20 protein-coding genes are annotated in these 22530 nt (G+C 66.0%); 8 read left to right on the top strand and 12 right to left on the bottom strand.

What is annotated here, in order from left to right; genetic code table 11:
• Window positions 1-127: 127 nt before the first annotated feature.
• The 7 genes from VF651_07565 (at window position 128) to VF651_07535 (ending at window position 8014) form a co-directional block, all read left to right on the top strand.
• The gene (locus VF651_07565) at window positions 128-982 is read left to right on the top strand and encodes a tryptophan 2,3-dioxygenase family protein (GenBank protein ID HEX7965561.1); all 855 of its coding nucleotides are present in this window, start codon (window positions 128-130) and stop codon (window positions 980-982) included.
• A gap of 108 nt (window positions 983-1090) precedes the next feature.
• Window positions 1091-2179 carry a 4-hydroxyphenylpyruvate dioxygenase gene (gene hppD, locus VF651_07560; protein ID HEX7965560.1) on the top strand — a complete coding sequence of 363 codons (1089 nt, stop codon included), beginning with the start codon at window positions 1091-1093 and terminating at the stop codon, window positions 2177-2179.
• Between the two features lie 37 nt (window positions 2180-2216).
• Entirely contained in the window at window positions 2217-3545 is a 1329-nt protein-coding gene (gene hmgA, locus VF651_07555; protein HEX7965559.1) for a homogentisate 1,2-dioxygenase, read from the top strand.
• Window positions 3545-3919 (top strand): hypothetical protein, encoded by a 375-nt coding sequence (locus tag VF651_07550; protein HEX7965558.1) that lies wholly within the window; start codon window positions 3545-3547, stop codon window positions 3917-3919. The genes hmgA and VF651_07550 overlap by 1 nt, the downstream gene beginning before the upstream one ends.
• A gap of 16 nt (window positions 3920-3935) precedes the next feature.
• A complete protein-coding gene (locus VF651_07545; protein ID HEX7965557.1) occupies window positions 3936-4916 on the top strand; it encodes a fumarylacetoacetate hydrolase family protein in 981 nt (326 codons plus the stop codon).
• Window positions 4913-5563 carry a maleylacetoacetate isomerase gene (maiA, locus tag VF651_07540; protein ID HEX7965556.1) on the top strand — a complete coding sequence of 217 codons (651 nt, stop codon included), beginning with the start codon at window positions 4913-4915 and terminating at the stop codon, window positions 5561-5563. The genes VF651_07545 and maiA overlap by 4 nt, the downstream gene beginning before the upstream one ends.
• Before the next feature lie 24 nt (window positions 5564-5587).
• Window positions 5588-8014 carry an acyl-CoA dehydrogenase gene (locus VF651_07535; GenBank protein ID HEX7965555.1) on the top strand — a complete coding sequence of 809 codons (2427 nt, stop codon included), beginning with the start codon at window positions 5588-5590 and terminating at the stop codon, window positions 8012-8014.
• A gap of 66 nt (window positions 8015-8080) precedes the next feature.
• Here the strand turns inward: VF651_07535 and VF651_07530 are convergent, their stop codons facing one another.
• Genes VF651_07530 through VF651_07520 form a run of 3 tightly spaced genes read right to left on the bottom strand, consistent with a single transcriptional unit; the run spans window position 8081 to window position 11621 of the window.
• Window positions 8081-8551: a DUF4826 family protein gene (locus VF651_07530; GenBank protein ID HEX7965554.1), complete on the bottom strand. Its 471-nt coding sequence runs from the start codon at window positions 8549-8551 to the stop codon at window positions 8081-8083.
• 30 nt (window positions 8552-8581) lie between these two features.
• Window positions 8582-9673 (bottom strand): cell division protein ZapE, encoded by a 1092-nt coding sequence (gene zapE, locus VF651_07525; protein ID HEX7965553.1) that lies wholly within the window; start codon window positions 9671-9673, stop codon window positions 8582-8584.
• A gap of 1 nt (window position 9674) precedes the next feature.
• A complete protein-coding gene (locus tag VF651_07520; GenBank protein HEX7965552.1) occupies window positions 9675-11621 on the bottom strand; it encodes an acetoacetate--CoA ligase in 1947 nt (648 codons plus the stop codon).
• Between the two features lie 516 nt (window positions 11622-12137).
• Between VF651_07520 and VF651_07515 the strand changes: the two genes are divergently transcribed.
• Window positions 12138-12749 carry a hypothetical protein gene (locus tag VF651_07515; protein ID HEX7965551.1) on the top strand — a complete coding sequence of 204 codons (612 nt, stop codon included), beginning with the start codon at window positions 12138-12140 and terminating at the stop codon, window positions 12747-12749.
• Between the two features lie 302 nt (window positions 12750-13051).
• On the opposite strand, the gene VF651_07510 is transcribed toward VF651_07515, so the two are convergent.
• The 9 genes from VF651_07510 to ddlA form a co-directional block, all read right to left on the bottom strand.
• Window positions 13052-14605 (bottom strand): peptidase S10, encoded by a 1554-nt coding sequence (locus tag VF651_07510; GenBank protein HEX7965550.1) that lies wholly within the window; start codon window positions 14603-14605, stop codon window positions 13052-13054.
• Between the two features lie 99 nt (window positions 14606-14704).
• Window positions 14705-15649: an electron transfer flavoprotein subunit alpha/FixB family protein gene (locus VF651_07505; protein HEX7965549.1), complete on the bottom strand. Its 945-nt coding sequence runs from the start codon at window positions 15647-15649 to the stop codon at window positions 14705-14707.
• Window positions 15646-16395 (bottom strand): electron transfer flavoprotein subunit beta/FixA family protein, encoded by a 750-nt coding sequence (locus VF651_07500; protein ID HEX7965548.1) that lies wholly within the window; start codon window positions 16393-16395, stop codon window positions 15646-15648. The genes VF651_07505 and VF651_07500 overlap by 4 nt, the downstream gene beginning before the upstream one ends.
• Before the next feature lie 15 nt (window positions 16396-16410).
• Window positions 16411-18009 carry an electron transfer flavoprotein-ubiquinone oxidoreductase gene (locus tag VF651_07495; GenBank protein HEX7965547.1) on the bottom strand — a complete coding sequence of 533 codons (1599 nt, stop codon included), beginning with the start codon at window positions 18007-18009 and terminating at the stop codon, window positions 16411-16413.
• 242 nt (window positions 18010-18251) lie between these two features.
• The gene (locus VF651_07490) at window positions 18252-19019 is read right to left on the bottom strand and encodes an SDR family NAD(P)-dependent oxidoreductase (protein ID HEX7965546.1); all 768 of its coding nucleotides are present in this window, start codon (window positions 19017-19019) and stop codon (window positions 18252-18254) included.
• 198 nt (window positions 19020-19217) lie between these two features.
• Entirely contained in the window at window positions 19218-19967 is a 750-nt protein-coding gene (locus VF651_07485; protein ID HEX7965545.1) for an anti-sigma factor, read from the bottom strand.
• Complete coding sequence (locus VF651_07480) at window positions 19964-20491, bottom strand: sigma-70 family RNA polymerase sigma factor (protein ID HEX7965544.1); 528 nt, start codon at window positions 20489-20491, stop codon at window positions 19964-19966. Before VF651_07480 ends, VF651_07485 begins: the two co-directional genes overlap by 4 nt.
• 96 nt (window positions 20492-20587) lie before the next feature.
• Complete coding sequence (gpmA, locus tag VF651_07475) at window positions 20588-21343, bottom strand: 2,3-diphosphoglycerate-dependent phosphoglycerate mutase (GenBank protein ID HEX7965543.1); 756 nt, start codon at window positions 21341-21343, stop codon at window positions 20588-20590.
• A 4-nt stretch (window positions 21344-21347) separates the two neighbouring features.
• Entirely contained in the window at window positions 21348-22445 is a 1098-nt protein-coding gene (gene ddlA / locus VF651_07470) for a D-alanine--D-alanine ligase (GenBank protein HEX7965542.1), read from the bottom strand.
• Window positions 22446-22530: the final 85 nt, after the last annotated feature.

The following is a 22530-nucleotide window of genomic DNA, read 5'->3' as shown; positions in this document are numbered from 1 at the left end:
TATACATGACACCCTTTTTGGTCCTGATGGGGACCGGCGGCCCGGGCAGGGGGGCCGGGACCCGCCAGCCGGGGGTCGAAACAGGGGGGTCGGGTAGAATGGCGGCACTTTCAGGCTGGAAACAGGCATGAGCGGCAACAAACGCGAGCTGGAGCAGGGCATCCACCGGGACCTGAAGCCCCAGGAGACCTATTCCGGGTACCTCAAGCTCGACGTGCTGTTCTCGGCCCAGCAGCCGGTGACGAGCCCGCTGCACCACGACGAGATGCTGTTCATCATCCAGCACCAGACCTCCGAGCTCTGGATCAAGCTGCTGCTGCACGAGCTGGATGCCGCCATCCGCCACATCCAGAAGGACCAGCTGGAGCCCTGCTTCAAGATCCTGTCCCGGGTGAAGCAGATCCAGATGCAGCTCTTCAACCAGTGGGCGGTGCTGGAGACCCTCACCCCCACCGAGTATGCCGAGTTCCGCTCGGCTCTCGGCACCGCCTCCGGCTTCCAGTCGCACCAGTACCGGGCGCTGGAGTTCATGCTGGGCAACAAGTCCGCCGAGCTCGTGGGCGTGTTCCGCTATGACCCCAAGGTCCACGCGCTGCTCACGGAGCTCCTGAACCGCCCGAGCCTCTACGACGAGTTCCTGCGCTACCTGAAGCGTCGCGGCCTGCCGGTCCCGCAGGAGCGGGTGGAGCGGGACTGGTCGCAGCCCTACGAGCGGCACCCGGGCGTGACCCAAGTGTTCAAGAAGGTCTACGAGGGCACCCGCGAGTGGTGGGACGCCTACGAGATGTGCGAGAAGCTCGTGGACGTGGAAGAGTACTTCCAGCTCTGGCGCTTCCGGCACATGAAGACCGTGGAGCGCATCATCGGCCACAAGCAGGGCACCGGCGGCTCCTCGGGCGTGAAGTTCCTGGAGAAGGCCCTGTCCCTGACGTTCTTCCCCGAACTCATCGATGTGCGCACAGAGATAGGCGTCGTTAAGTAGCTGATTTCCGGCGGTTTGGGACGTGCCGGACCCCGGCGGTATAATAAGCGATTGACTTCTCAGCCTTCCCGGCACGAGCGGGCGGGCTTCAGACCCGAGGTGACAGAAATGAGTGCGCAGCCCAACGTCGGCATCAAGCCGGTGCAGTTCGAGAACCCCATGGGGGTGGACGGTTTCGAGTTCGTGGAGTTCGCCGCCCCGGACGCGAAGCTGCTGCACGGCCTGTTCCCGCGCCTCGGGTTCACCGCCGTCGCCAAGCACAAGAAGAAGGCGATCACGCTCTACCGCCAGGGCGAGTGCAACTTCCTGGTGAACGAGGAGCCCGGCTCCTTCGCCGCCCAGTTCGCCAAGCAGCACGGCCCCTCGGCCTGCGGCTTCGCCATCCGTTTCGCCAAGCCCGCCGACCAGGTGAAGGCCGCCGCCCTCAAGAACGGCGGCGAGGCCATCGAGTCCCTGGAATCCACCAAGGCCGTGGACGTGCCGGTCATCAAGGGCATCGGCGGCAGCATGCTGTACCTCGTGGACCGCTACGGCGCCAAGGGCGAGGTCTACGGCGCCGAGTTCGAGTACCTGCCGGGCGTGGACAAGCACCCCAAGGGCTTCGGCCTCACCTTCGTGGACCACCTGACCCACAACCTGTACTTCGGCAACATGGAGAAGTTCGCGAAGTTCTACGAGCAGCTGTTCAACTTCCGCGAGATCCGCTACTTCGACATCAAGGGCGTGAAGACCGGCCTCATCTCCAAGGCCATGACCGCGCCGGACGGCATGGTGCGCATCCCCTTGAACGAGTCCAGCGACCCCAAGAGTCAGATCAACGAGTACCTGAACGAGTACAAGGGCGAGGGCATCCAGCACATCGCCTGCTTCACCGACGACATCTACGCCACGGTGGAGGCCATGCGCAAGGCCGGCCTGCAGTTCCTGGACACCCCCGACGCCTACTTCGAGATGGTGGACGAGCGGGTGCCGAACCACGGCGAGGACGTGCCCCGCCTCGCCAAGAACAAGATCCTCATCGACGCGGACCGGGAGACCAAGAAGAAGCTGCTCCTGCAGATCTTCACCCAGAACGTCATCGGCCCGGTGTTCTTCGAGATCATCCAGCGCAAGGGCAACGAGGGCTTCGGCGAGGGCAACTTCCAGGCGCTGTTCGAGAGTATCGAGCGAGACCAGATGAAGCGGGGCGTCCTCTAAACATCCGGAGCCGGGCATGAGCCAGAAAGTCAGCGCCATGGAACCCAAGCTCGCGGCGGCTGCCGCCGATGCGGCCAGCTACCAGTCCGGCTTCGGCAACGAGTTCGCCACCGAGGCGCTGCCCGGCGTGCTGCCGGAAGGCCGCAACTCCCCCCAGAAGGTCCCCTACGGCCTCTACGCGGAACAGATCTCCGGCACCGCCTTCACGGCACCGCGCCACGCCAATCGCCGCAGCTGGCTCTACCGCATCCGTCCCGCCGCGGTGCACAAGCCCTTCAAGGCCATGCCGGAAGGGCGTTTCCACAACCGCTTCGACGAGGTCCCGGCGACGCCCAACCAGCTGCGCTGGAGCCCGTTCCCCATCCCGAGCGCGCCCACGGATTTCATCGCGGGCCTGACGACGGTGGCGGGCAACGGCGGCCCCGCGGGCCAGGCGGGCGTGGGCATCCACATGTATGCGGTGAACACGCCCATGCAGGGCCGCTACTTCTACGACGCGGACGGCGAGCTGCTGATCGTGCCGCAGGAAGGGCGCCTCAAGATCTCCACCGAACTCGGCGTGCTGAACGTGATGCCGCTGGAGATCGCGGTGATCCCCCGGGGCATCCGCTTCAAGGTGGAGTTGCCGGACGGCAGCGCCCGCGGCTACGTGGCCGAGAACTTCGGCGCCACCCTGCGCCTGCCGGAGCTGGGGCCCATCGGTTCCAACGCCCTGGCCAACGCCCGTGACTTCCTGTACCCGAAAGCGGCCTACGAGGACGTGGAGGGGGATTTCGAATTAGTGGGCAAGTTCCAGGGCAAGCTCTGGTCCGCCGCCATCGGCCACTCGCCCCTGGACGTGGCGGGCTGGCACGGCAACCACGCCCCCTACAAGTACGACCTGCGCCGCTTCAACACCATCGGCTCCATCAGCTACGACCATCCGGATCCGTCCATCTTCACGGTGCTGACCTCGGCGAGCGACACGCCCGGCACCGCGAACATGGACTTCGTGGTGTTCCCGCCCCGCTGGCTGGTGGCGGAGGATACCTTCCGTCCGCCCTGGTTCCACCGCAACGTGGCCTCGGAGTTCATGGGCCTCATCACCGGCGTGTACGACGCGAAGGAGAGCGGCGGCTTCGTGCCGGGCGGCGCCTCGCTGCACAACTGCATGAGCGGCCACGGTCCCGACGCCGGCAGCTACGAGAAGGCGGTGGCGGGCGACACCTCCAAGCCCCTGCACATCGTGGACACCATGGCCTTCATGTTCGAGACCCGCGCCGTGATCCGCCCCACCAAGCAGGCCCTGGAAGCCAAGGAGCTGCAGGGCGACTACTACGAGTGCTGGCAGGGCATCAAGAAGCATTTCGATCCGAAGCGGCGTTGATGCGTTTTATGCGCGTCACTTCGGGCGCAATTCTGTCTTTTGCGCTTCTTGCAGCATGTACTTCAGTTCTCGATAAACCTGATGCATTCCGGATGATTGAGCCTCAAGACGGCTGGGTGCGTATGGCCGCACCACCATCCGATAGCGCAGCGATGATTGCCGTGGATGAGCGGAGCGTGCATATCCGAGAGCTGCTGAATAGTTCGGATTACAGGACGACTTGGTTTCAGCGCGGATCGAAAGATTATCTGGTCTATTTCCAGGAATATCGCCGTGGCTATGACAACGGGTGCGGTGATCAGGCATTTGAGTTTATCTGGAGAGATTCGCAGTGGGAAGTCGGGGACTTCAATCGGCTTATAGTCTGCGGATAAGAAATCAGGAGAATTTGTGAAACTCGCAAGCCTTAAGTCCGGCGGCCGCGACGGCACGCTGGTGGTAGTGGACAAGAAACTCCAGAACGCCGTGAAGGTGCCGGAGATCGCCCATTCGCTCCAGCAGGCCCTGGAGAACTGGGCCATGGCGGAACCCAAGCTCAAGTCCGTCTACGAGTCACTCAATTCGGGGAAGGCCAAAGACGCGTTCCAGCTCGAGATGAGCGATCTGGCGGCCGTGCAGCCCCGCGCGCCGCAGTTCGTGGATGGCAGCGCCTATCTCCCCCACGTGGAACGGGTGCGCAAGGCCCGCGGCGCCGAGGTGCCCGAGAGCTTCTTCCACGATCCCCTCATGTACCAGGCGGTGAGCGACGGCTTCATACCGCCCCTCGATCCCATCCGCATGAACGACGAAGCCTGGGGCATCGACTTCGAGTCCGAGGTTGGCGTGCTGGTGGATGACGTGCCCCAGCACGTCTCCGCCGCGGATGCCGCGAAGCACATCAAGCTGGTGGTGCTCATCAACGACGTGTCCCTGCGCAACCTCATCCCGGACGAGCTCGCCAAGGGTTTCGGCTTCCTGCAGAGCAAGCCGCGCTCGGCCCTCTCGCCCATCGCCCTCACGCCGGACGAGCTCGGCCCCGCCTGGAAGGACGGCAAGCTGCACCTGCCGCTCGTCACGCACCTCAACGGCCAGACGTTCGGCGCGCCGGAGGCGGGCGTGGACATGCAGTTCAGCTTCCCGCAGCTCGTGGCCCATGCCGCCAAGACCCGGCCCATGGCGGCGGGTTCCCTCGTCGGTTCCGGCACCATCGCGAACCAGGACGAGTCGAAGGGCTCCTCCTGCCTCGCCGAGAAGCGGGTGCTGGAGATCATCAAGGGCGGCAAGGCGGTGACGCCGTTCATGAAGTTCGGCGACACGGTGCGCATCGAGATGTTCGACGCCGCCGGCGCGACGCTGTTCGGCGCCATCGAGCAGAAGGTGGAGAAGGCATGAGGCTCTATACCTACTTCCGCAGTTCCGCCGCCTACCGGGTGCGCATCGCCCTCAACCTCAAGGGCCTCAAGCCCGAGCAGCGCTTCGTGCACCTGGTGAAGGAGGGCGGCCAGCAGCACAAGCCGGAGTTCCGGGCAGTGAACCCCCAGGGCTTCGTGCCGGCGCTGGTGGACGACCAGGACCATGTCCTCACCCAGTCCATCGCCATCATCGAATACCTGGAAGAGACCCACCCGAACCCGCCGCTCCTGCCCAAGGACCCGGTGGCCCGGGCCCAAGTGCGGGCCATGGCACTGGTGATCGCCGCAGACATCCATCCCCTCCAGAACACGCGCATCAGCAAGTACCTGGAGCAGACGCTGAAGGTGGACGAGGCCGCCCGCAAGCAGTGGACCATCCGCTGGATCACCGACGGGTTCACCGCCCTGGAGCAGCTCATCACCGCCGCCGGCGGCGCCGGCAAGTGCTGCCATGGCGACACGCCCACCATGGCGGATGCGCTCCTGATCCCGCAGATGTTCAGCGCGCGCCGCTTCGGCGTGGACGTGACGCCCTTCGAGACGCTGCGGCGCATCGACGACCACTGCCAGACGCTGAAAGCCTTCCAGGATGCTCACCCCTCGAAGCAACCTGATTTCGAGGCTTAAAGACTTACCGGGGAATTAGGGACCATGGCCGACTTCTTCACCCACGGCTTCTTCTGGTGGCCGGTGTTCATCCTGGCCGCGCTCGGCTTCGCCGCCGCGCGTCCGGCCCGGGCCGTCTGGCTCGTGAGCCTCGCCGTGCTGCTCGGCTTCTTCGGCGGCATCAGCGCCGCCTCCGGTGGTATCAAGGCGCTGCTCTGGATCCTCTACGCCATCCTGGTGGTGCTGCTGTACGTGGCGCCCCTCAGGCGCCTCCTCATCAGCACTCCGCTCCTGAAGTTCTACCGGGCCGCCATGCCGGAGATCTCCGCCACCGAGCGGGACGCGCTGGAAGCGGGCACCGTGTGGTGGGACGCGGAGCTCTTCGGCGGCGCGCCCCGCTGGCAGGAGTTCCTGGACTTCCCGGCGGCGAAGCTGTCGGCGGAGGAACAGGCCTTCCTGGACGGCCCGGTGGAGCAGCTCTGCGCGATGCTGGACGACCACCGCATCTGCAACGTGGACAAGGACCTCACGCCCGAGACCTGGCGCTTCATCAAGGAGCGCGGTTTCTTCGGCATGATGATCCCCAAGGAGTACGGTGGCTTCGCCTTCTCCAACATGGGCCACGCGGCGGTGATCATGAAGATCGCGAGCCGCAGCATCAGCGCCGCGCTCACGGTGATGATCCCGAACTCCGTGGGCCCCGGTAAGCTCCTGCTCAAGTACGGCACCGAGGCCCAGAAGGACCACTGGCTGCCGCGCCTGGCGCGGGGCGAGGAGATCCCCTGCTTCGCGCTCACCGGCCCCGAGGCGGGCAGCGACGCCGGCGCCATCCCGGACGTGGGCGTGGTGTGCAAGGACGCCCAGGGCACCCTCGGCATCCGCCTCAGCTTCGAGAAGCGCTACATCTCCATGGGGCCCATCGCCACGGTGCTGGGCCTCGCGTTCAAGCTGGAGGATCCGGACCACCTGCTGGGCGAGAAGACCCACCTCGGCATCACCCTGGCCCTGGTGCCGGCCAAGGCGGAGGGCGTGCGCACCGGCACCCGCCACGACCAGCTGCACATGGCGTTCATGAACGGCCCCCTGTTCGGCAAGGACGTGTTCATCCCCCTGGACATGCTCATCGGCGGCCAGCCGATGGCCGGCAAGGGCTGGCGCATGCTGATGGAGTGCCTGACGGACGGCCGCGCGATCTCCCTGCCGGCGCTCAGCACCGCCACCGCCAAGCTCGCCACACGCGTCACTGGCGCCTACGCGCGGGTGCGCCGCCAGTTCAAGCTGCCCATCAGCCAGTTCGAGGGCGTGCGCGAGGCCCTGGCGCGTCTCGCCGGCAACACCTACGCCATGGACGGGGCGCGGCTCACCACCCTCGCGGCCCTGGACCAGGGCCACAAGCCGGCGGTGATCTCGGCCATCGTGAAGTACAACCTCACGGACCGGGCGCGGCAGGTGGTGAACGACGCCATGGACGTGCACGGCGGCGCCGCGCTCTCCCTGGGGCCGCGCAACCCGCTGGGGCCTTATCACAGCTACCCGCAGATGGGCATCACGGTGGAGGGGCACAACATCCTCTCCCGCAACCTCATCACCTTCGGTCAGGGCGCTATCCGTTGCCATCCCTATCTCCTGAAGGAGCTGCAGGCCGCGGCGAACACCGATGAGCGCGCTGCGCGGCGCGACTTCGACCAGGCGCTGCTGGGGCACATGGGCTTCATCGCCAACAACAAGGCGCGCGCCTTCCTGCATGGCCTCACCGGCGCGGCCTTCGTGAGCGCGCCCACGGCGCCGGACGCGCTCAAGCACCACTACCAGCAGCTCACGCGCATGAGCGCGGCCTTCGCCTACGTGACCGACGCCCTGCTGCTCACGCTGCGCGGCGAGCTCAAGCGCCGCGAGCGGCTCTCGGCGCGCATGGCGGACGTGATCAGCCAGCTCTACATCGCCTCGGCCGCGCTCAAGCACTTCCACGACCAGGGTAACCCCCGCGAGGACCTGCCGCTGGTGCAGTGGGTCTGCGAGGACAGCCTGTGGCGCATCCAGCAGAGCTTCGACGCCCTGTTCAAGAACCTGCCGAACCGCTGGCTGGCGGCCGCGCTGCGCGTGGTGGTGTTCCCCCTGGGCATGCCTTACCGGGCGCCTTCCGACGCGCTGGAACACCAGCTCGCGGCAGCGATCCTGCGGCCTTCGCCGCAGCGGGACCGCCTCACTGCGGGCATGTACCTGCCCGCGGACATGAAGGAGAAGGTGCGGCTCCTGGACGAGGCGTTCCAGCAGGCGGTGGAGACGCGGCCGCTCCGGGAGAAGCTCAAGGCCGCCGCGAAGGATAAGATCCTCCAGGCGCGGGGCGAGGCCCAGATCGATGAGGCGATGCAGAAAGGCCTCATCACCCCCGGCGAGGCGGCTGCGCTGCGCTCCGCGGAGGCGCTGCGGCGTGAGGCAATCAAGGTGGATGACTTCGCCAAACTGACTTGAATGGCGAGTACTGAATAAAAAGGCCGGCTTTAAGCCGGCCTTTTCTTTTGCGTCTTTGGCAGCGGCTCAGAGCTGAGCCGCTTCGTGGTCCATGCGGAAGAGGGGCAGCCCATCCGGCATCCAGCGGCGGTTGTCCTGCATGAGGTCGTGCAGCCATTCGGCGCGGCGCGCGATGTTGCCTTCCATCTCCTTCCAGTCCACCTTCGCGTCGCCCACCTGGGGCGTCTCCTGGTTGCCCTTGCCGAGGCGCGCGGCCTCGAGCTGCCATTTCAGGGCGAAGTAGCGGGCCGCCTCGCGGCAGCTGCGCGCGGCGCCGGCCTCGGCGTGGTCCGTGGGCACCACCCCGGTGATGACCCAGAGCTTGGGCGAGGTGCCGTGCTTGGGCCACACGCGGCCCAGCATGGCGCGGTGCGGGATGATCCACAGCCATTCGCCCGTGATGTCGGAGTCGAAGATCTGCAGGCGGCGCAGGTAGTCGGCCACCTGCTGTTGCTGGGCCTTGTGCCACTCGGCGAAGGCCTGTTCATCGAAAGCCATGGGAAACCTCGGAATTCAGGAAGGCGGATTTTACGGTAAGTGGGGCAGGGAGAGATACTCCCGGGTCTGCATCTCCGTCAGGCGGCTCACGGTGCGCTGGAACTCGAACGCCAGGCGCTTGCCGGCGTATAGCCCGTCCAGGGGCACTGCGGCGGAGGCCGCGAGCTTGACGCGTCGGTCATAGAACTCATCCACCAGGGCGATGAAACGGCGCGCCGCGTCCTCCCGGTCCCGGTCGAAGCGGGGGATGCCCGAGAGCAGCACCGTGTGGAAACCCCGGGCGAGCTCGATGTAGTCCTCCTGGCTGCGCGGGCCCTCGCAGAGCGCCTCGAAGCCGAACCAGGCCACGCCGTCCGCGTGCCGGAGGGTGGGGATGGGACGGCCGTTCACATCCAGGTCGCCGCTGTCCGCGCGATGGTGGCCGGTGAGCCGCGCGAACACCTCGCCGAGGTGCGCATCCGCCTGCCGGCCGGCGGGCACGTAGAAGAGCTGGGTCCCCTGCATGTGGCGCAGGCGGTAATCGGTGCCGCCATCCACGTTCAGCACCTGGGTGTGGGCCTTGAGCTCGCGGATGGCGGGCAGGAAGCGTGCCCGCTGCAGGCCGTCCTTGTAGAGCTCGTCCGGCGGCACGTTGGAAGTGGCCACCAGCGTCACGCCGAGGGAGAAGAGGTGCTGGAACAGCCGGCCCAGCAGCATGGCGTCGGTGATGTCCGAGACGAAGAACTCGTCGAAGCAGATCACCCGGGCCCGCGCACGGAACTCCGCGGCCACGGCGCGCAGCGGGTCCGTCTCGTCCGGATGGCGCTTCAGGCCCGCGTGCACCTCGCGCATGAAGCGGTGGAAGTGCAGGCGCAGCTTGTCGTCGGACGGCAGGCCCTCGAAGAACAGGTCCATGAGCCAGGTCTTGCCGCGGCCCACGCCGCCCCAGAGGTACAGTCCCTTCACCGGCGCCGCGCCGCGGCCCAGCAGCCGGCGCCAGGGGGAGGGGCGCGGCGTATGGACGAGGCGGGTGTGGAGCTGGTCGAGGGCCGCGACGGCGCGTTCCTGGGCCGCGTCGCGCACGAAGCCGTGCCCGGCGAGCTCAGCTTCGTAGCGCTGGCGCGGGGTCCCGGTGCCGTTCACGTCAGTTCCGCAGGTCCGGCAGGTCCCGGTAGTGCTCCAGCGCCTGGGGGTTGGCGAGCGCGTCGGTGTTCTTCACCGGCCGGCCCATGACGACGTTGCGTACCGCGAGCTCGGTGATCTTGCCGCTGATGGTGCGCGGGATGTCCGGCACGGCGATGATCTTGGCCGGCACGTGGCGCGGCGTGGTGTTGTCGCGGATGGTGGCGCGGATGCGCTCGCGCAGGGGATCGTCGAGCTGCACCCCCTCGCGCAGGCGCACGAACAGGATCACCCGCACGTCGCCCTTCCAGTCCTGGCCGATGGCCAGGCTCTCCACGATCTCCGGCAGCTTCTCCACCTGGCGGTAGATCTCGGCGGTGCCGATGCGCACGCCGCCCGGGTTCAGGGTGGCGTCGGAGCGGCCGTAGATGATGAGGCCGTCGTGCTCCGTGAGCTCGGCCCAGTCGCCGTGGCGCCAGACGTTGGGGAAGCGCTCGAAGTAGGCCTCGTGGTACTTCTTCCCCTCCGCGTCGTTCCAGAAGAACACCGGCATGGAGGGGAAGGGCTTCACGCACACGAGCTCGCCGGGCTGGCCGCGCAGCGGCTTGCCGTCCTCGTCCCAGATCTCCACCGCCATGCCGAGGCCGCGGCACTGCAGCTCGCCGGTATAGACCGGCAGCGTGGGGTTGCCGAGCGCGAAGCAGGAGACGATGTCGGTGCCGCCGGAGATGGAGGAGAGGCACACGTCCTGCTTGATGTCCCGGTAGACGTACTCGGAGTTCTCCGGCAGCAGCGGCGAGCCGGTGGAGGTGATGGTGCGCAGGCGCGGGAACGTGTGCCGCGCGGCCGGCTTGGCGCGGAACTTCTCCAGGGCCGCCAGGTACTTCGCGCTGGTGCCGAAGATGCTGATGCCTTCCTCCTCGGCGATGCGCCAGAGGATGTAGTTGTCCGGGTGGAAGGGCGAGCCGTCGAACAGCAGCACGGTGGCGCCCACCGCGAGGCCCGACACCAGCCAGTTCCACATCATCCAGCCGCAGGTTGTGAAGTAGAACAGCACGTCCTCGCGCTTCACGTCGGTGTGCAGCGAGAGCTCCTTGAGATGCTGGATGAGGGTGCCGCCGGCGCCGTGCACGATGCACTTGGGCACGCCGGTGGTGCCGGAGGAGTACATGATGTAGACGGGATGGTCGAAGGGCAGCTGCTCGAAGCGCACCTCGGCGGCATCCGTCAGGAAGTCGCCCCAGTGCACCGCGTGTGGCACCGCGGCGATGTCCGGGCGCTGCTTGAGATAAGGCACCACCACCACCCGCTCCACCGAGGGCAGCTGGGCGAGCACGCCGCTGATGCGCTCCAGGGAGTCCACCTCCTTGCCGGCGTAGTGGTAGCCGTCGCAGGTGATGAGCACCCTGGGCGCGATCTGGCCGAAGCGGTCCAGCACGCCGTTGATGCCGAAGTCCGGCGAGCAGGAGGACCACACGGCGCCGAGGCTGGTGGCCGCCAGCATCCCGATGACGGCTTCCGGCCGGTTGGGCATGAAGCCCGCCACCCGGTCGCCGGGGGTGACGCCGGACTTGCGCAGGGCGTCCGCGAGGCCCGCCACCTGGCGGTAGAGCTCGGCATACGTCAGCGCGACGCGGGAGCCGTCCTCGCCGCGGAACACGAGCGCGGTGCGGTCGTCCCGGTAGCGCAGCAGGTTCTCGGCGAAGTTCAGGCGGCTGCCGGTGAACCACTGGGCGCCCGGCATCCTGTCGCCGTGCTCCAGCACCCGGTCCCAGGTCCTGGAAGCCTTGATGCCGCAGAAGGCCCACACCTGGGGCCAGAACTTCTCCGGATGCTCCACCGACCAGCGGTACAGGCCCGCCTGGCTCGTCACGTGCGGGTCGCACTCGCGGCGCACGTGGTCGAGGAAGCGGGTGATGTTGGCCTGCCGTATGCGCTCGGGGCTCGGGGTCCAAAGGGGTTGGGACATGCTCTTGGGGCCGCTGGGATAATTCGAGGCACGAATTATCTCAGGTTTACAGGCGCAGGCAAAAAGAGCTGCCCAACGGGGTAGGTGGCTTTTCCGTCATTCCGGCGAAGGCCTGGAATCCAGGTTTATTGGTGCGGCCTTTGGCCGCCACTGATCAAGAGGGCGGTGTTCCGCCCCGCGGACGGGTTACTTTTGGCGCGCCAAAAGTAACCAAAAGCGCCCGCCCGGAGCGCGGGCCGTGGAAGCCACGGCTTCCCTGCGCGCTTCCTTCGCTACGGAGTTCCGCACACGGCATATCCCTATGCCGCGTGCGGAAGCTCGCCATCCCTGGCTTCGCCCCCTGCGGGGCTTGCCTTGCTCAGTCCAGTGCTCGGCTCGCGCTACGGGGGTAAGAACTAAGAGATAACCTGCCCCACTCGCCATGCGGGTGAGAAGCCTTTTTTGCGAGATCGAGTTACGCTACAAAAACTACGAAGTAAACTGACTAAGATTATTGCCGACTCATTGGGGGGGGTTATGACTGAGAATACCGATACCAATATTCTGGTGGAAAAATTATTCGGGGATGCCACAGAATATTGGAAATACCTCGGTCGTTTCATTGAAATTTTTGCCACCACTGAGCTGTGGATATTTTATCTACTCCAAGATCAGGCTGGTCTTACGTTACCGCTTGCAAAGGCTCTCACCTCTTTTGATCGGACGGATGCAATTGTTGAAACCATCCGTAAAGTTTGGGCTGTTCGACCTCCTGCTGAGCATGTATTCAAAGAATTTGATTCCGTATTAGCACAGATGAAGCATATCAATGATGCGCGCAACATCGTTATTCACTACGCATCTCGCAGAACCGAAGATGGCGATAGAATGTCTACTACACAAGCGAGAGCCGCTACTCCACAGCAAATTAGAGAACTCCGAGTGTCCCCTGAAATGCTTAGCAAAATGACTTCTGATTTGCTGAAAATCGCCAGTCACTGCTCTTCATTTCTCCTGGAGCCCGAGAAAACCCTTGAAGAGCGAACTAAAGAAGATCCTTATCTAGGGCACGCATTTCTCTATAAACATGAGCCAATTCAGCCTCATTTAGTGAAGCGGCCGAAGAATGAGGATCGCAGAAAAGACTAATCGCGCGCATTCCGACCTTTATCATTTCTTTGGTAACTTTCTCCTCGCACTTTATGCTCTCTTGAGGGTTTCGTTGAAGGGTATGGGTTTCCTCTCCGGCTTGGCCGACTTTCGTTTTTTGAAGAGTTTCCTTTTCATTCATAAGCCCAGCATTCCTGTCTTTTGAGCGGTTGGCTATCCCCTCCTCGAAATAGGGAGGGACTTGACGCGTAAAATCGCGTAGGTGTTCAAAGCAGTGGCAGCAAAAAAGAAGGGCCGCCTTGCGGCGGCCCTCAAATGCACTGGACTGAACAGCTCTTAAATCACTTGTGGGAGCCTTCGATGAACTTCGCCACGTCGTCGTGGAGCTTCTTCGCGGAGGCCTCGTTCGCGTACACCATGTGGCCCGACGGGTACCAGGCGTAGCTGATGTTGGCCTGGAGCTTGTCGTCCATCGGCAGGTGGTGCATCTGGAACTCCGCGGCGTAGAACGCCGTGGCCAGGTCGTAGTAGCCGCCGGTCAGCATCACCTTCATGGTCGGGTTCTGGCCCATGGCGACGGCCAGGTCCGGCAGCACGTTGGTGGCGCCGGGGAAGGCCTGCCCGAACGGGTTCTGGTGCTTGAAGTCCCAGCCGCCGTTCACCTGGAAGGAGAGCGGGATGTAGGTCTGGTCCTCGCCGTACTTCAGCGTCTTGCGCACGTAGTCGTTGAACAGCGACACGTAGGCGGAGCTGATGCCCGAGGACTGCGGGTCGTACTCGGAGTACTCGCCCAGGGGGTCCAGGGCATAGCCCGAGAAGCGGCTGTCCAGGCGGCCGGCCAGGCGGTTGGAGTCACGCAGCAGCTCGTGCTCGAACTGGCCGCCGGAGACGCGCAGGTTCGCCTTCACCCAGTAGTCGGCGGAGAGGCCGGTGAAGGAGGCGAGCTTTTGGGCCACCTGGCGCTTCTCGGCCGGGTCCAGCAGCGAGCCCTGGTTCAGGGCCGTGAGGTACTCGCCCATGGCGAACTTCTCCACCTGCGCGAGGAAGTCCTCGAGCTTGGCGGGCTTGTTCGGGATCTTGTCGTGGTACCAGGCGGTGGCGGCCTGGGTCGGCAGCACCAGCGCGAACGGGATGTCGATGGACGGGTTGAGGCCGTCGCCGTCCGGGCTGATCTCGGTGTTGGGGATCGCCGAGAGCAGGATCAGGCCGTTGATGTCCACCGCCGCGTTCTGCAGGTTCAGCGCCAGCACCGGGCCGCGGATGGTGCCGTAGCTCTCGCCGAAGATGTACTTGGGCGAGTTCCAGCGGCCGTACTTGGAGAGGAACTGCTGGATGAAGTCGGAGAAGGCCTTGGCGTCCTGGTCCACGCCGTAGAAGTCCTTGCCCTCGCCCTTGCCGCCCAGGTCCTTGTCCAGCACGCGGCTGAAGCCGGTGCCGGGGGCGTCGATGAACACCTCGTCGGTGACGTCCATCAGGCTCACGTCGTTGTTGGCGAGCGTGTAGGGCGCGCCGGGGGTGTGGCTGTCATCGGCGGTGCGCACGCGCTCGGGGCCGAAGGCGCCCATGTGCAGCCAGATGGTGGCGGAGCCGGGGCCGCCGTTGAAGAAGAACGTGACCGGGCGGTTCGCCGGGTTCGCGCCTTCCTTGGCGTAGTACACGTAGAACATGCTCACGGTGGGTTCGTTCTTGTCGTTCTTGAGCACCAGCGTGCCGGTGTTGGCCTTGTAGCCGATCTTCTGGCCGCCGACGGTGACGGAGCCCGAGGTCACGGAGAGCTGGGGCTTGGTCTGGGCCGAGTTGGCCTTGGCGGCGTCATCGCCCTTCGGGGCGTCGTCGGCCAGGGCCGGCAGGGCCACCGCCAGCAGCAGGGCGGGCAGGAAACGTAGCAGTTTCATGGAGTTGCCTCTTTTGGGATGCGGAGTGAAAAGGGGGTCCGCCGGCTCCCCGCCGGCGGGCGTGTCTCTAAGACCGCCGGGGGCGCGGTTGGTTCCGGCTCAGCGCTTGTCCAGGGCCTGCTCCAGCTCCGGCAGGATCTGGAACAGGTCGCCCACGAGGCCTAAGTCCGCCACTTGGAAGATGGGGGCCTCCGGATCCTTGTTGATGGCCACGATGGTACGCGCGTCCTTGATGCCGGTGAGGTGCTGGATGGCGCCGGAGATGCCCACCGCGACGTAGAGATCCGGCGCGATGATCTTGCCGGTCTGGCCCACCTGCAGGTCGTTGGGCACGTAGCCCGCGTCCACCGCGGCACGGGAGGCGCCCACGGCGGCGCCGAGCTTGTCCGCGAGCTTGTAGACGATGGCGAAGTTCTCCTTGCTGCCCACGCCGCGCCCGCCGGACACCACCCGCGCGGCGGACTGCAGGTCCGGCCGGTCGGTGGCGTCGCGCTTGAGTTCCACGTAGCGGGAATGGCTTGGCAGGGCCGCATCCACGGCGATGTCCGCCACCTCGGCGCTGCCGCCTTCGCCGCAGGCCGCCCAGGAGGCGGTGCGCACGGTGGCCACCACGCAGGGCTTCTCCGGCGCCTTCACGGTGACGATGGCGTTGCCGGCATAGATGGGCCGCTCGAAGGTGAGGGGATCCACGACCTTCATGATGTCGCTCACCTGGGGCGCGCCCAAGAGCGCGGCGGCACGGGGCAGGAGGTCCTTGCCGAAGGTGGTGGAGGGGGCCAGCAGGTGGCTGTAGCCGGCGGCGAGCTTCGCCACCTGGGGTGCCAGCACCGCGGCGAGAGGCTTCGCATTCTCGGCGCGCGCCACCCGCAGCACCTTCTTCACGCCCTTGAGCTTCGCGGCGGCGGCGCACACGGCCTTGCCGTCCGCGGCGAACACCGCCACCTCGATGTCTCCGCCGATGGCGGCGGCGCAGCTCACGGCGCGGGCGGTGCTGGAGTTCAGCTTCTCGCCGTCATGCTCGGCGATGACCAGGATCTTGCTCATGCCAGCACCCCCCGGTCGTGCAATTCTTTTATCAGGGCCTGTACGTCCGCCACCTTGTGGCCGCCCTTGCGCGCTGCGGGCGCGGCGTAGGAGACGGCCTCCAGCGCCGGCGCGGCGGCCACGTTCAGCTCCGCGAGCTTCAGGGTCGCGAGGGGCTTGGACTTGGCCTTCATGATGTCCGGCATCTTCACGAAGCGCGGGGTGTTCAGGCGCAGGTCCGTGGTGACCACGGCGGGCAGGTCCACCTCGATGACTTCGAGACCGGCGTCCACCTCGCGGGTGACCCTCAGGGTCTTGCCCTTGAGGTCCACGGCGGAGGCGAAGGTCGCCTGGGGCCGGTCCCAGAGAGCGGCCAGCATCTGGCCGGTCTGGTTGCAGTCGTCGTCGATGGCTTGCTTGCCCAGGATCACCAGGTCCGCGTTCTCGCGCTTGGCCATCTCCAGCAGCACGCGCGCCGCCATGAGGGGCTGCAGGGCGTCGGCGGTCTCCACGAGCACGGCCCGGTCCGCGCCCATGGCAAGAGCGGTGCGCAGCTGCTGCTGCACGTCGGCGGGGCCGATGCTCACGGCGATGACCTCGGCCTGCACGCCCTTCTCGCGGATGCGCAGCGCTTCCTCCAGCGCGATCTCATCGAAGGGGTTGATGGAGAGCTTGACGCCGCCGAGCTCGACGCCCGAGCCGTCCTTCTTCACCTGGATGCGGACGTTGAAGTCCACCACGCGCTTGATGCCGACAAGGATCTTCATCTTGAGTCCTGATTCTTAGAGATTCTGGTAGTTCGGTCCGGACCCGCCCTCGGGCGTTGTCCAGTTGATGATCTCGTAGGGGTCCTTGATGTCGCAGGCCTTGCAGTGCACGCAGTTGGCGGCATTGATCTGCAGGCGCTTCTTGCCGGCGCCGTCGTCCACCATCTCGTAGACCTGGGCCGGGCAGAAGCGGGTGCAGGGGTTGCCGAACTCCTCGGCGCAGCGGCCCACGCAGATGTTGGTGTCCAATACCTTCAAGTGGGCGGGCTGATGTTCGTCGTGGGAGGTGGCGGCGAAATACACCGAGGAGAGCCTGTCCTTGGGCGGCAGCGTACGTGCCACGTAGTCGCGCTTGTTGTCGGCCTTGCCCTTCAGCTTCAGGTTCGACCAGTCCGCATGGTTCTTGAGGGTCCAGGGCAAGAGGCCCAGGGTGATGGTCTCCAGCGCGGCGTTGATGAGCCCCGGCCAGATGCCCCACCGGAAGCCGGGGCGGATGTTGCGCACCTTATGCAGCTCCCGGGCGGAAGGCGAGCTGCGCCAGGCGGCGTCGAAACCGGCGCTGGTGCCGTGCTCCGCCAGGTGCTCGGCGGCGAGCATGCCGGAGCGTAGCGCCATGTGCACACCCTTGATCTTGGGTACGTTCAGCGTGCCGCCCGCGTCGCCCACCAGCATCGCGCCGGGCATGTCGAGCTTCGGGAGGGACTGCAGGCCGCCCTCGACGATGGAGCGGGCGCCGGCGGAGAGGATCTCGCCGCCCTCCAGCAGCTGCTTGATGCTGGGATGGTTCTTGAACTGCTGGAACACCTCGAAGGGCGTGAGGTCCGTGTCCTCATAGTCGAGGCCCACCACGAAGCCCACGTACACCCGGTCCTGGTCCAGGTGGTACACCAGGCTGCCGCCGTAGGTCTTGCTGTCCAGCGGCCAGCCGACGCTGTGCTGGATGAGGCCGGGCTTCACGCGTCCCGGCGGCACCCGCCACAGTTCCTTCATGCCGAGACCGTAGGTCTGGGGCGAGGAGTCCGCGCCCAGGCGGAACTCCATGATGAGTTTCTTGCTGACGTTGCCGCGGCAGCCTTCCGCCAGCACCGTGGTGCCGGCGTGGATGTCCACGCCCGCGGCGAAGTTGGGTCCCGGTGTGCCGTCCTTGTTTACGCCCATGTCGCCGCAGCGCACGCCGATGACCTTGCCGCCTTCCACCAGCGGATGGGCGGCGGCGAAGCCGGGGAACACGTCCACGCCGAGCGCCTCCGCCTGCTTGCCGAGCCAGGCGCAGAGGCTTCCTAAGGAGATGATGAAGTTGCCGTGGTTCTTCATCTGCGGCGGCGTGGGCAGGCGCCAGCTACCGGTCTTGGTGAAGAGCAGGAACTGGTCTTCCGAGGCCGGCACGCAGATCTCCGGCGGCGTCTTGCGCCAGTCCGGCAGCAGCGCATCCAGGGCGGCGGGTTCGAGGGCGCAGCCGGACATGATGTGGGCACCGACCTGGGAGCCTTTCTCCAGCACGCAGACGGTCTTGGCGGGGGCGAGCTGCTTCAGGCGGATGGCGCAGGCGAGGCCGGCGGGACCGGCGCCGACGACCACCACGTCATAGCTCATTACGTCGCGTTGAATGTCCATTAGTTCTTTTTCGCGAAATTGATCTTTTGCCCGCTGGCGTTGTTGCGCTCCGGCTCGCAGTCGGTCATGCACACCAAGAGTGCACTCCCTCCTGCTCGCCTCGCGCGCCTAGCCAGCGGCCAAAATCTCTAATTTCTCAGGCCATCTGCCGGGCGGTTCTAAGCGCCAAAAACGGCGAGCCCCCGAGGACGGGGGCTCGCGGGAGGCTATTTTACCGCCCTTGGGGGCGGCTTCCTAACCGCCTATTTAGGCTGCATCCGGATGGCGCCATCCAGGCGGATGGTGCCGCCGTTCAGCATCACGCTCTCGCAGATCTGCTGCACCAGCTGGGCGTATTCCTCGGGCTTGCCGAGGCGGGAAGGGAAGGGCACCTGGGCGCCCAGGGACTTCTGCACCTCCTCGGACATGCCGGCCATCATGGGGGTCCAGAAGATGCCGGGGGCGATGGTCATGACCCGGATGCCGAAGCGGGCGAACTCGCGGGCGATCGGCAGGGTCATCCCCACCACGCCGCCCTTGGAGGCGGAGTAGGCAGCCTGGCCGATCTGGCCCTCGTAGGCCGCCACCGAGGCGGTGTTCACGATCACGCCGCGCTCGCCGTCCTCGCTGGGGCTGTTGGCCTGCATCACGTTGGCGGCGGCCTTGATGAGGTTGAAGCTGCCCACCAGGTTCACGCTGATGACCTTGGCGAAGAAATCCGTGGCCATGGGACCTTCCTTGCCCAGCACCCGGCCGGCGCCGAGGATGCCGGCGCAGTTCACCGCGAGCTGCAGGCTGCCGAAGGCATCCTTCGCGCGCGCCACGGCGGCATCCACGTCCTGGCCCTTGCTCACGTCGGTCTTGATGAAGAGCGCGTGGGCGCCGATCTGCTTGGCGGCGGCCTGGCCCTGCTCCTCATTCATGTCCAGGATGGCGACCTTGCCGCCGGCCTTGACCACGCGCTCGCAGGTGGCGAGACCGAGGCCGGAGGCGCCGCCGGAGACGATGGCGTTTAGCTTTTCGAAGCGCATGGAAGCCGTCCCGTGGATTTCTGAGGGGGCTTATTTTACAGGAGGTCATGAGCGGACGGCGGCACAGGGATGTGCCGCTCGCGAAGCGTAGGCGAACCCGGGCATGTACCGGGTTCGCCTAGCTGCAAAAGTCCAGGAGGGACTTTTGTAGTCGATTCAGGAGGCCTGCTTCAGGCCGGCGGGGCGAGCCCTTAAGGCTCAACCTGCGCGGCGCAGCTCCTCGCCGGCGCGGCGCACCGCGTCCGGATCGAGCTTGGACACGACCCAGAAGCTCAGGGGCCCTTGGGTCCAGTAGGCCACGTGGTAGTCGTCCTCGGTGTCCTCGTCCAGGTCCGTGTCACCGGACTCGGTGGCGGCGCAGACGAACACCGTGAGGTACTCGCCATCCCGCTGGTAGACCAGGGCGGCGGCGGGCTGATCCTCGACCTTCTCCAGGCGCGCGCCCACCAGCGCGAAGCCCTGGGCGCTCAGGTCCGGCACCGGCGGCGCATAGGCGAGCTTGCCCTTGAACCAGGCGCCGACGGCAGCGGGATCGGAGGAGGCGAAGTCCGTGGGATGGCCGTGGCTGACGGCGTCCGCCTGCTGGTCCACCACGGCTTCCACCATGGCGTCCTCCTGCTCCTCGGCCTCGTGGTGCTGCACGCCCCAGCCCACGGCGAGCGCCATCAGGGTCACGGCGGCCGCCGCGGCGAACCTCGGCCAGCGCGGGCTCGCGGAGCGGCCGGCGGCCTCCCTGAGCTGGAACTTGAGGCGCTGCTTGAGCAGGTCGCCGGCGGGGTAGCGCAGCTCCGGCGACTTCATGGCCGCGGAGAGGGTGCGGAAGTCCTGGAGCTGCCGGCTGCAGGCCGAACAGCCGGAGAGGTGCGCGTCCACGTCCCGGCGCTGGGCGGCATCGAGTTCGCCGTCCAGGTAGGGATGCAGCAGGGCTTCCAGCTCCTGACAATTCACGTATTCACTCCTTCGACCCGTGCCAGCCGGTGCCTGAGGTGCTGGCGTGCCCGCGACAGGCGGGACATCACCGTGCCGATGGGCACCTCGACGATGTCGGCGATCTCTTTATATGAGTAGCCCTCGAACTCCCGCAGCAGCAGGACTTCTCGGAACTCCAGGGGCAGGGTCTGGATGGCCTCGCGGACCGTCTGCGCCCCGTGCTCCTTTATCAATACCTCTTCCGGCCCCGGTTCATTCCCGGGCAGGTCCATGACCTCGTCCCCCAAGGCCTCGGTCTGGGCGTGGCGCCGGTTCTTCTCGTACCAGGTATAGAAGGTATTACGGACGATCTTCAGGAGCCAGTGGCGGGATTCGCCGCCCTGGAAGGTGTCGAAGAAGCGGAAGGCCCTCAGGACGGCCTCCTGCACCACATCTTCGGCGTCGTGGTCGTTGCGGGTGAGCCAGCGGGCAAGGTTATAGGCCGCATCCAGGTGCGGAAGCACCGTCTGCTCGAACTGTCCCAGTTTGCCGGGAGTTCCCATGACCTTATGACCTGTCCCTCTTTAGACGTAGTCTAAAGTATGTTGCCTCGTCCGGACCGGGGCAGTGGGGAATTATTTCGGATGCGGAAGGGTTGTCTACCCCTTGGTCTGGTTCGCCACGGCCGCGGCGGCGGCGGCCACCTTGGCCGCGTCGCCCAGATAGTAGTGCTTCTTGGGCTTGAGGGCCCGGTCGAACTCGTACACCAGCGGCACCGCCGTCGGGATGTTGAGCGCCACGATCTCGTCCTCGCCCATGCCGTCCAGGTGCTTCACCAGGGCTCTCAGCGAGTTGCCGTGGGCCACGATCAGCACCCGCTCGCCGCGCTTCATGGCGGGCAGGATCTTCGACTTCCAGTAGGGCACGAAGCGCGCCACCGTCTCCTTCAGGCTCTCGGTGGCGGGCAGGTCCTTAGGCCTAAGGTCCGCGTAGCGCGGGTCGTGCCTGGGATGGCGCTCGTCGGTCTTCTTGAGGGCCGGCGGCGGGATGTCGTAGCTGCGGCGCCAGACCTTCACCTGCTCCTCGCCGTACTGCTTCACGGTCTCGGCCTTGTTGAGGCCCTGCAGCGCGCCGTAGTGGCGCTCGTTCAGGCGCCAGTCCTTGATGACCGGGATCCACATGAGGTCCAGCTCTTCCTGCACCACCCACAGGGTGCGGATCGCGCGCTTCAGGACCGAGGTGTAGGCCACGTCGAAGCCGAAGCCCTCCTGCTTCAGGAGGCGCGCGGCCTCCTTCGCCTCGGCGATGCCTTCCGGCGCCAGGTCCACGTCGGTCCAGCCGGTGAAGCGGTTGGACTTGTTCCATTCGCTGAAGCCGTGGCGGAGCAGGACCAGCTTGGGGGTGTTGTTCTTCATGTACTCAACCGTCGTAAGAGGATGAGAGGGTCTGTTCATGCTCGAAGCGCTCTATGGCGAGGCCGATCAAGCGGCTGATGAGCTCGCTGTAGCCGATGCCCGTGGCCTCCCAGAGCTTGGGGTACATGCTGATCTTGGTGAAGCCAGGGATGGTGTTGATCTCGTTGACGAAGAGCTTGCCATCCTGCGTCAGGAAGAAGTCCACGCGGCCCATGCCCTCGCAGTTGAGGGCCTTGAAGGTCCGCACCGCCATCTCCTGCACTCGCTTGAGCGTGGGGGCATCTATCTTCGCCGGGATCTCCAGGCGGGCGCCGTCGGCGTCCAGGTACTTGGCCTCGTAGGAGTAGAACTCGTGGGTGGGGATGATCTCACCGGCGATGGAGGCCTTGGGGTCCTCGTTGCCGAGCACCGCGCACTCGATCTCGCGGCCCGGCACGTTCTCCTCGATCACGATCTTGGTGTCGTAGCGGAAGGCCTCGCGCACGGCCTTCCCGAAGCCCGCGGCGTCCTTCGCCTTGCTGATACCTACGGAGGAGCCCAGGTTCGCGGGCTTCACGAACACCGGCGAACCGAGTTCTTTCGTCACCGCGGCATAGTCAGGCTGCTGGCCGCGGCGGAACACCAGGAACTTGGAGACCGGGATGCCGGCGTCCCGCAGCAGGCGCTTCATCACGTCCTTGTCCATGCCCACGGCCGAACCCAGCACGCCCGCGCCCACGAAGGGCACGTTGGCGAGCTTGAGCAGGCCCTGCACCGCGCCGTCCTCGCCCAGGGGGCCGTGCAGGATGGGGAACACCACGTCCACGCTCTGTTCGAGGCCCCCGGCTTCCAGCGGCGTGAGCCTGCCTTCGCTCTGGGGGATGAGCGCCACGTCCTTGCTGGCCGCCTTGTTGAGCGCCACGAGCTTGGGGTCGGTGTGGTTCAGCAGGAACCTGGAAGGCTCGCTGGTGACCCAGTGGCCGGACTTGTCGATGCCGATGAGCACCGGCTCGTACTTGGAGCGGTCGAGGGCGTCGATGACGTTCTTGGCGGAGAGCAGCGAGATCTCGTGCTCGGCCGACTTGCCGCCGAAGAGGATGCCGACCCGGATCTTGTTTGCCATTTCGCGAGGGTAAGGCGCTGGACGGAGCGTCATTATAACCGACTGATTCGGAGGCAAAAAACCCGTGGCGTGGTTTATTCCCCGG

The organism is Gammaproteobacteria bacterium, from assembly GCA_036383255.1.
In the GTDB taxonomy this organism is placed as follows: domain Bacteria; phylum Pseudomonadota; class Gammaproteobacteria; order Natronospirales; family REEB76; genus DASUBN01.
Note: the sequence above shows the minus strand (reverse complement) of the source record. Positions and strands in the feature narration are given on the sequence as shown.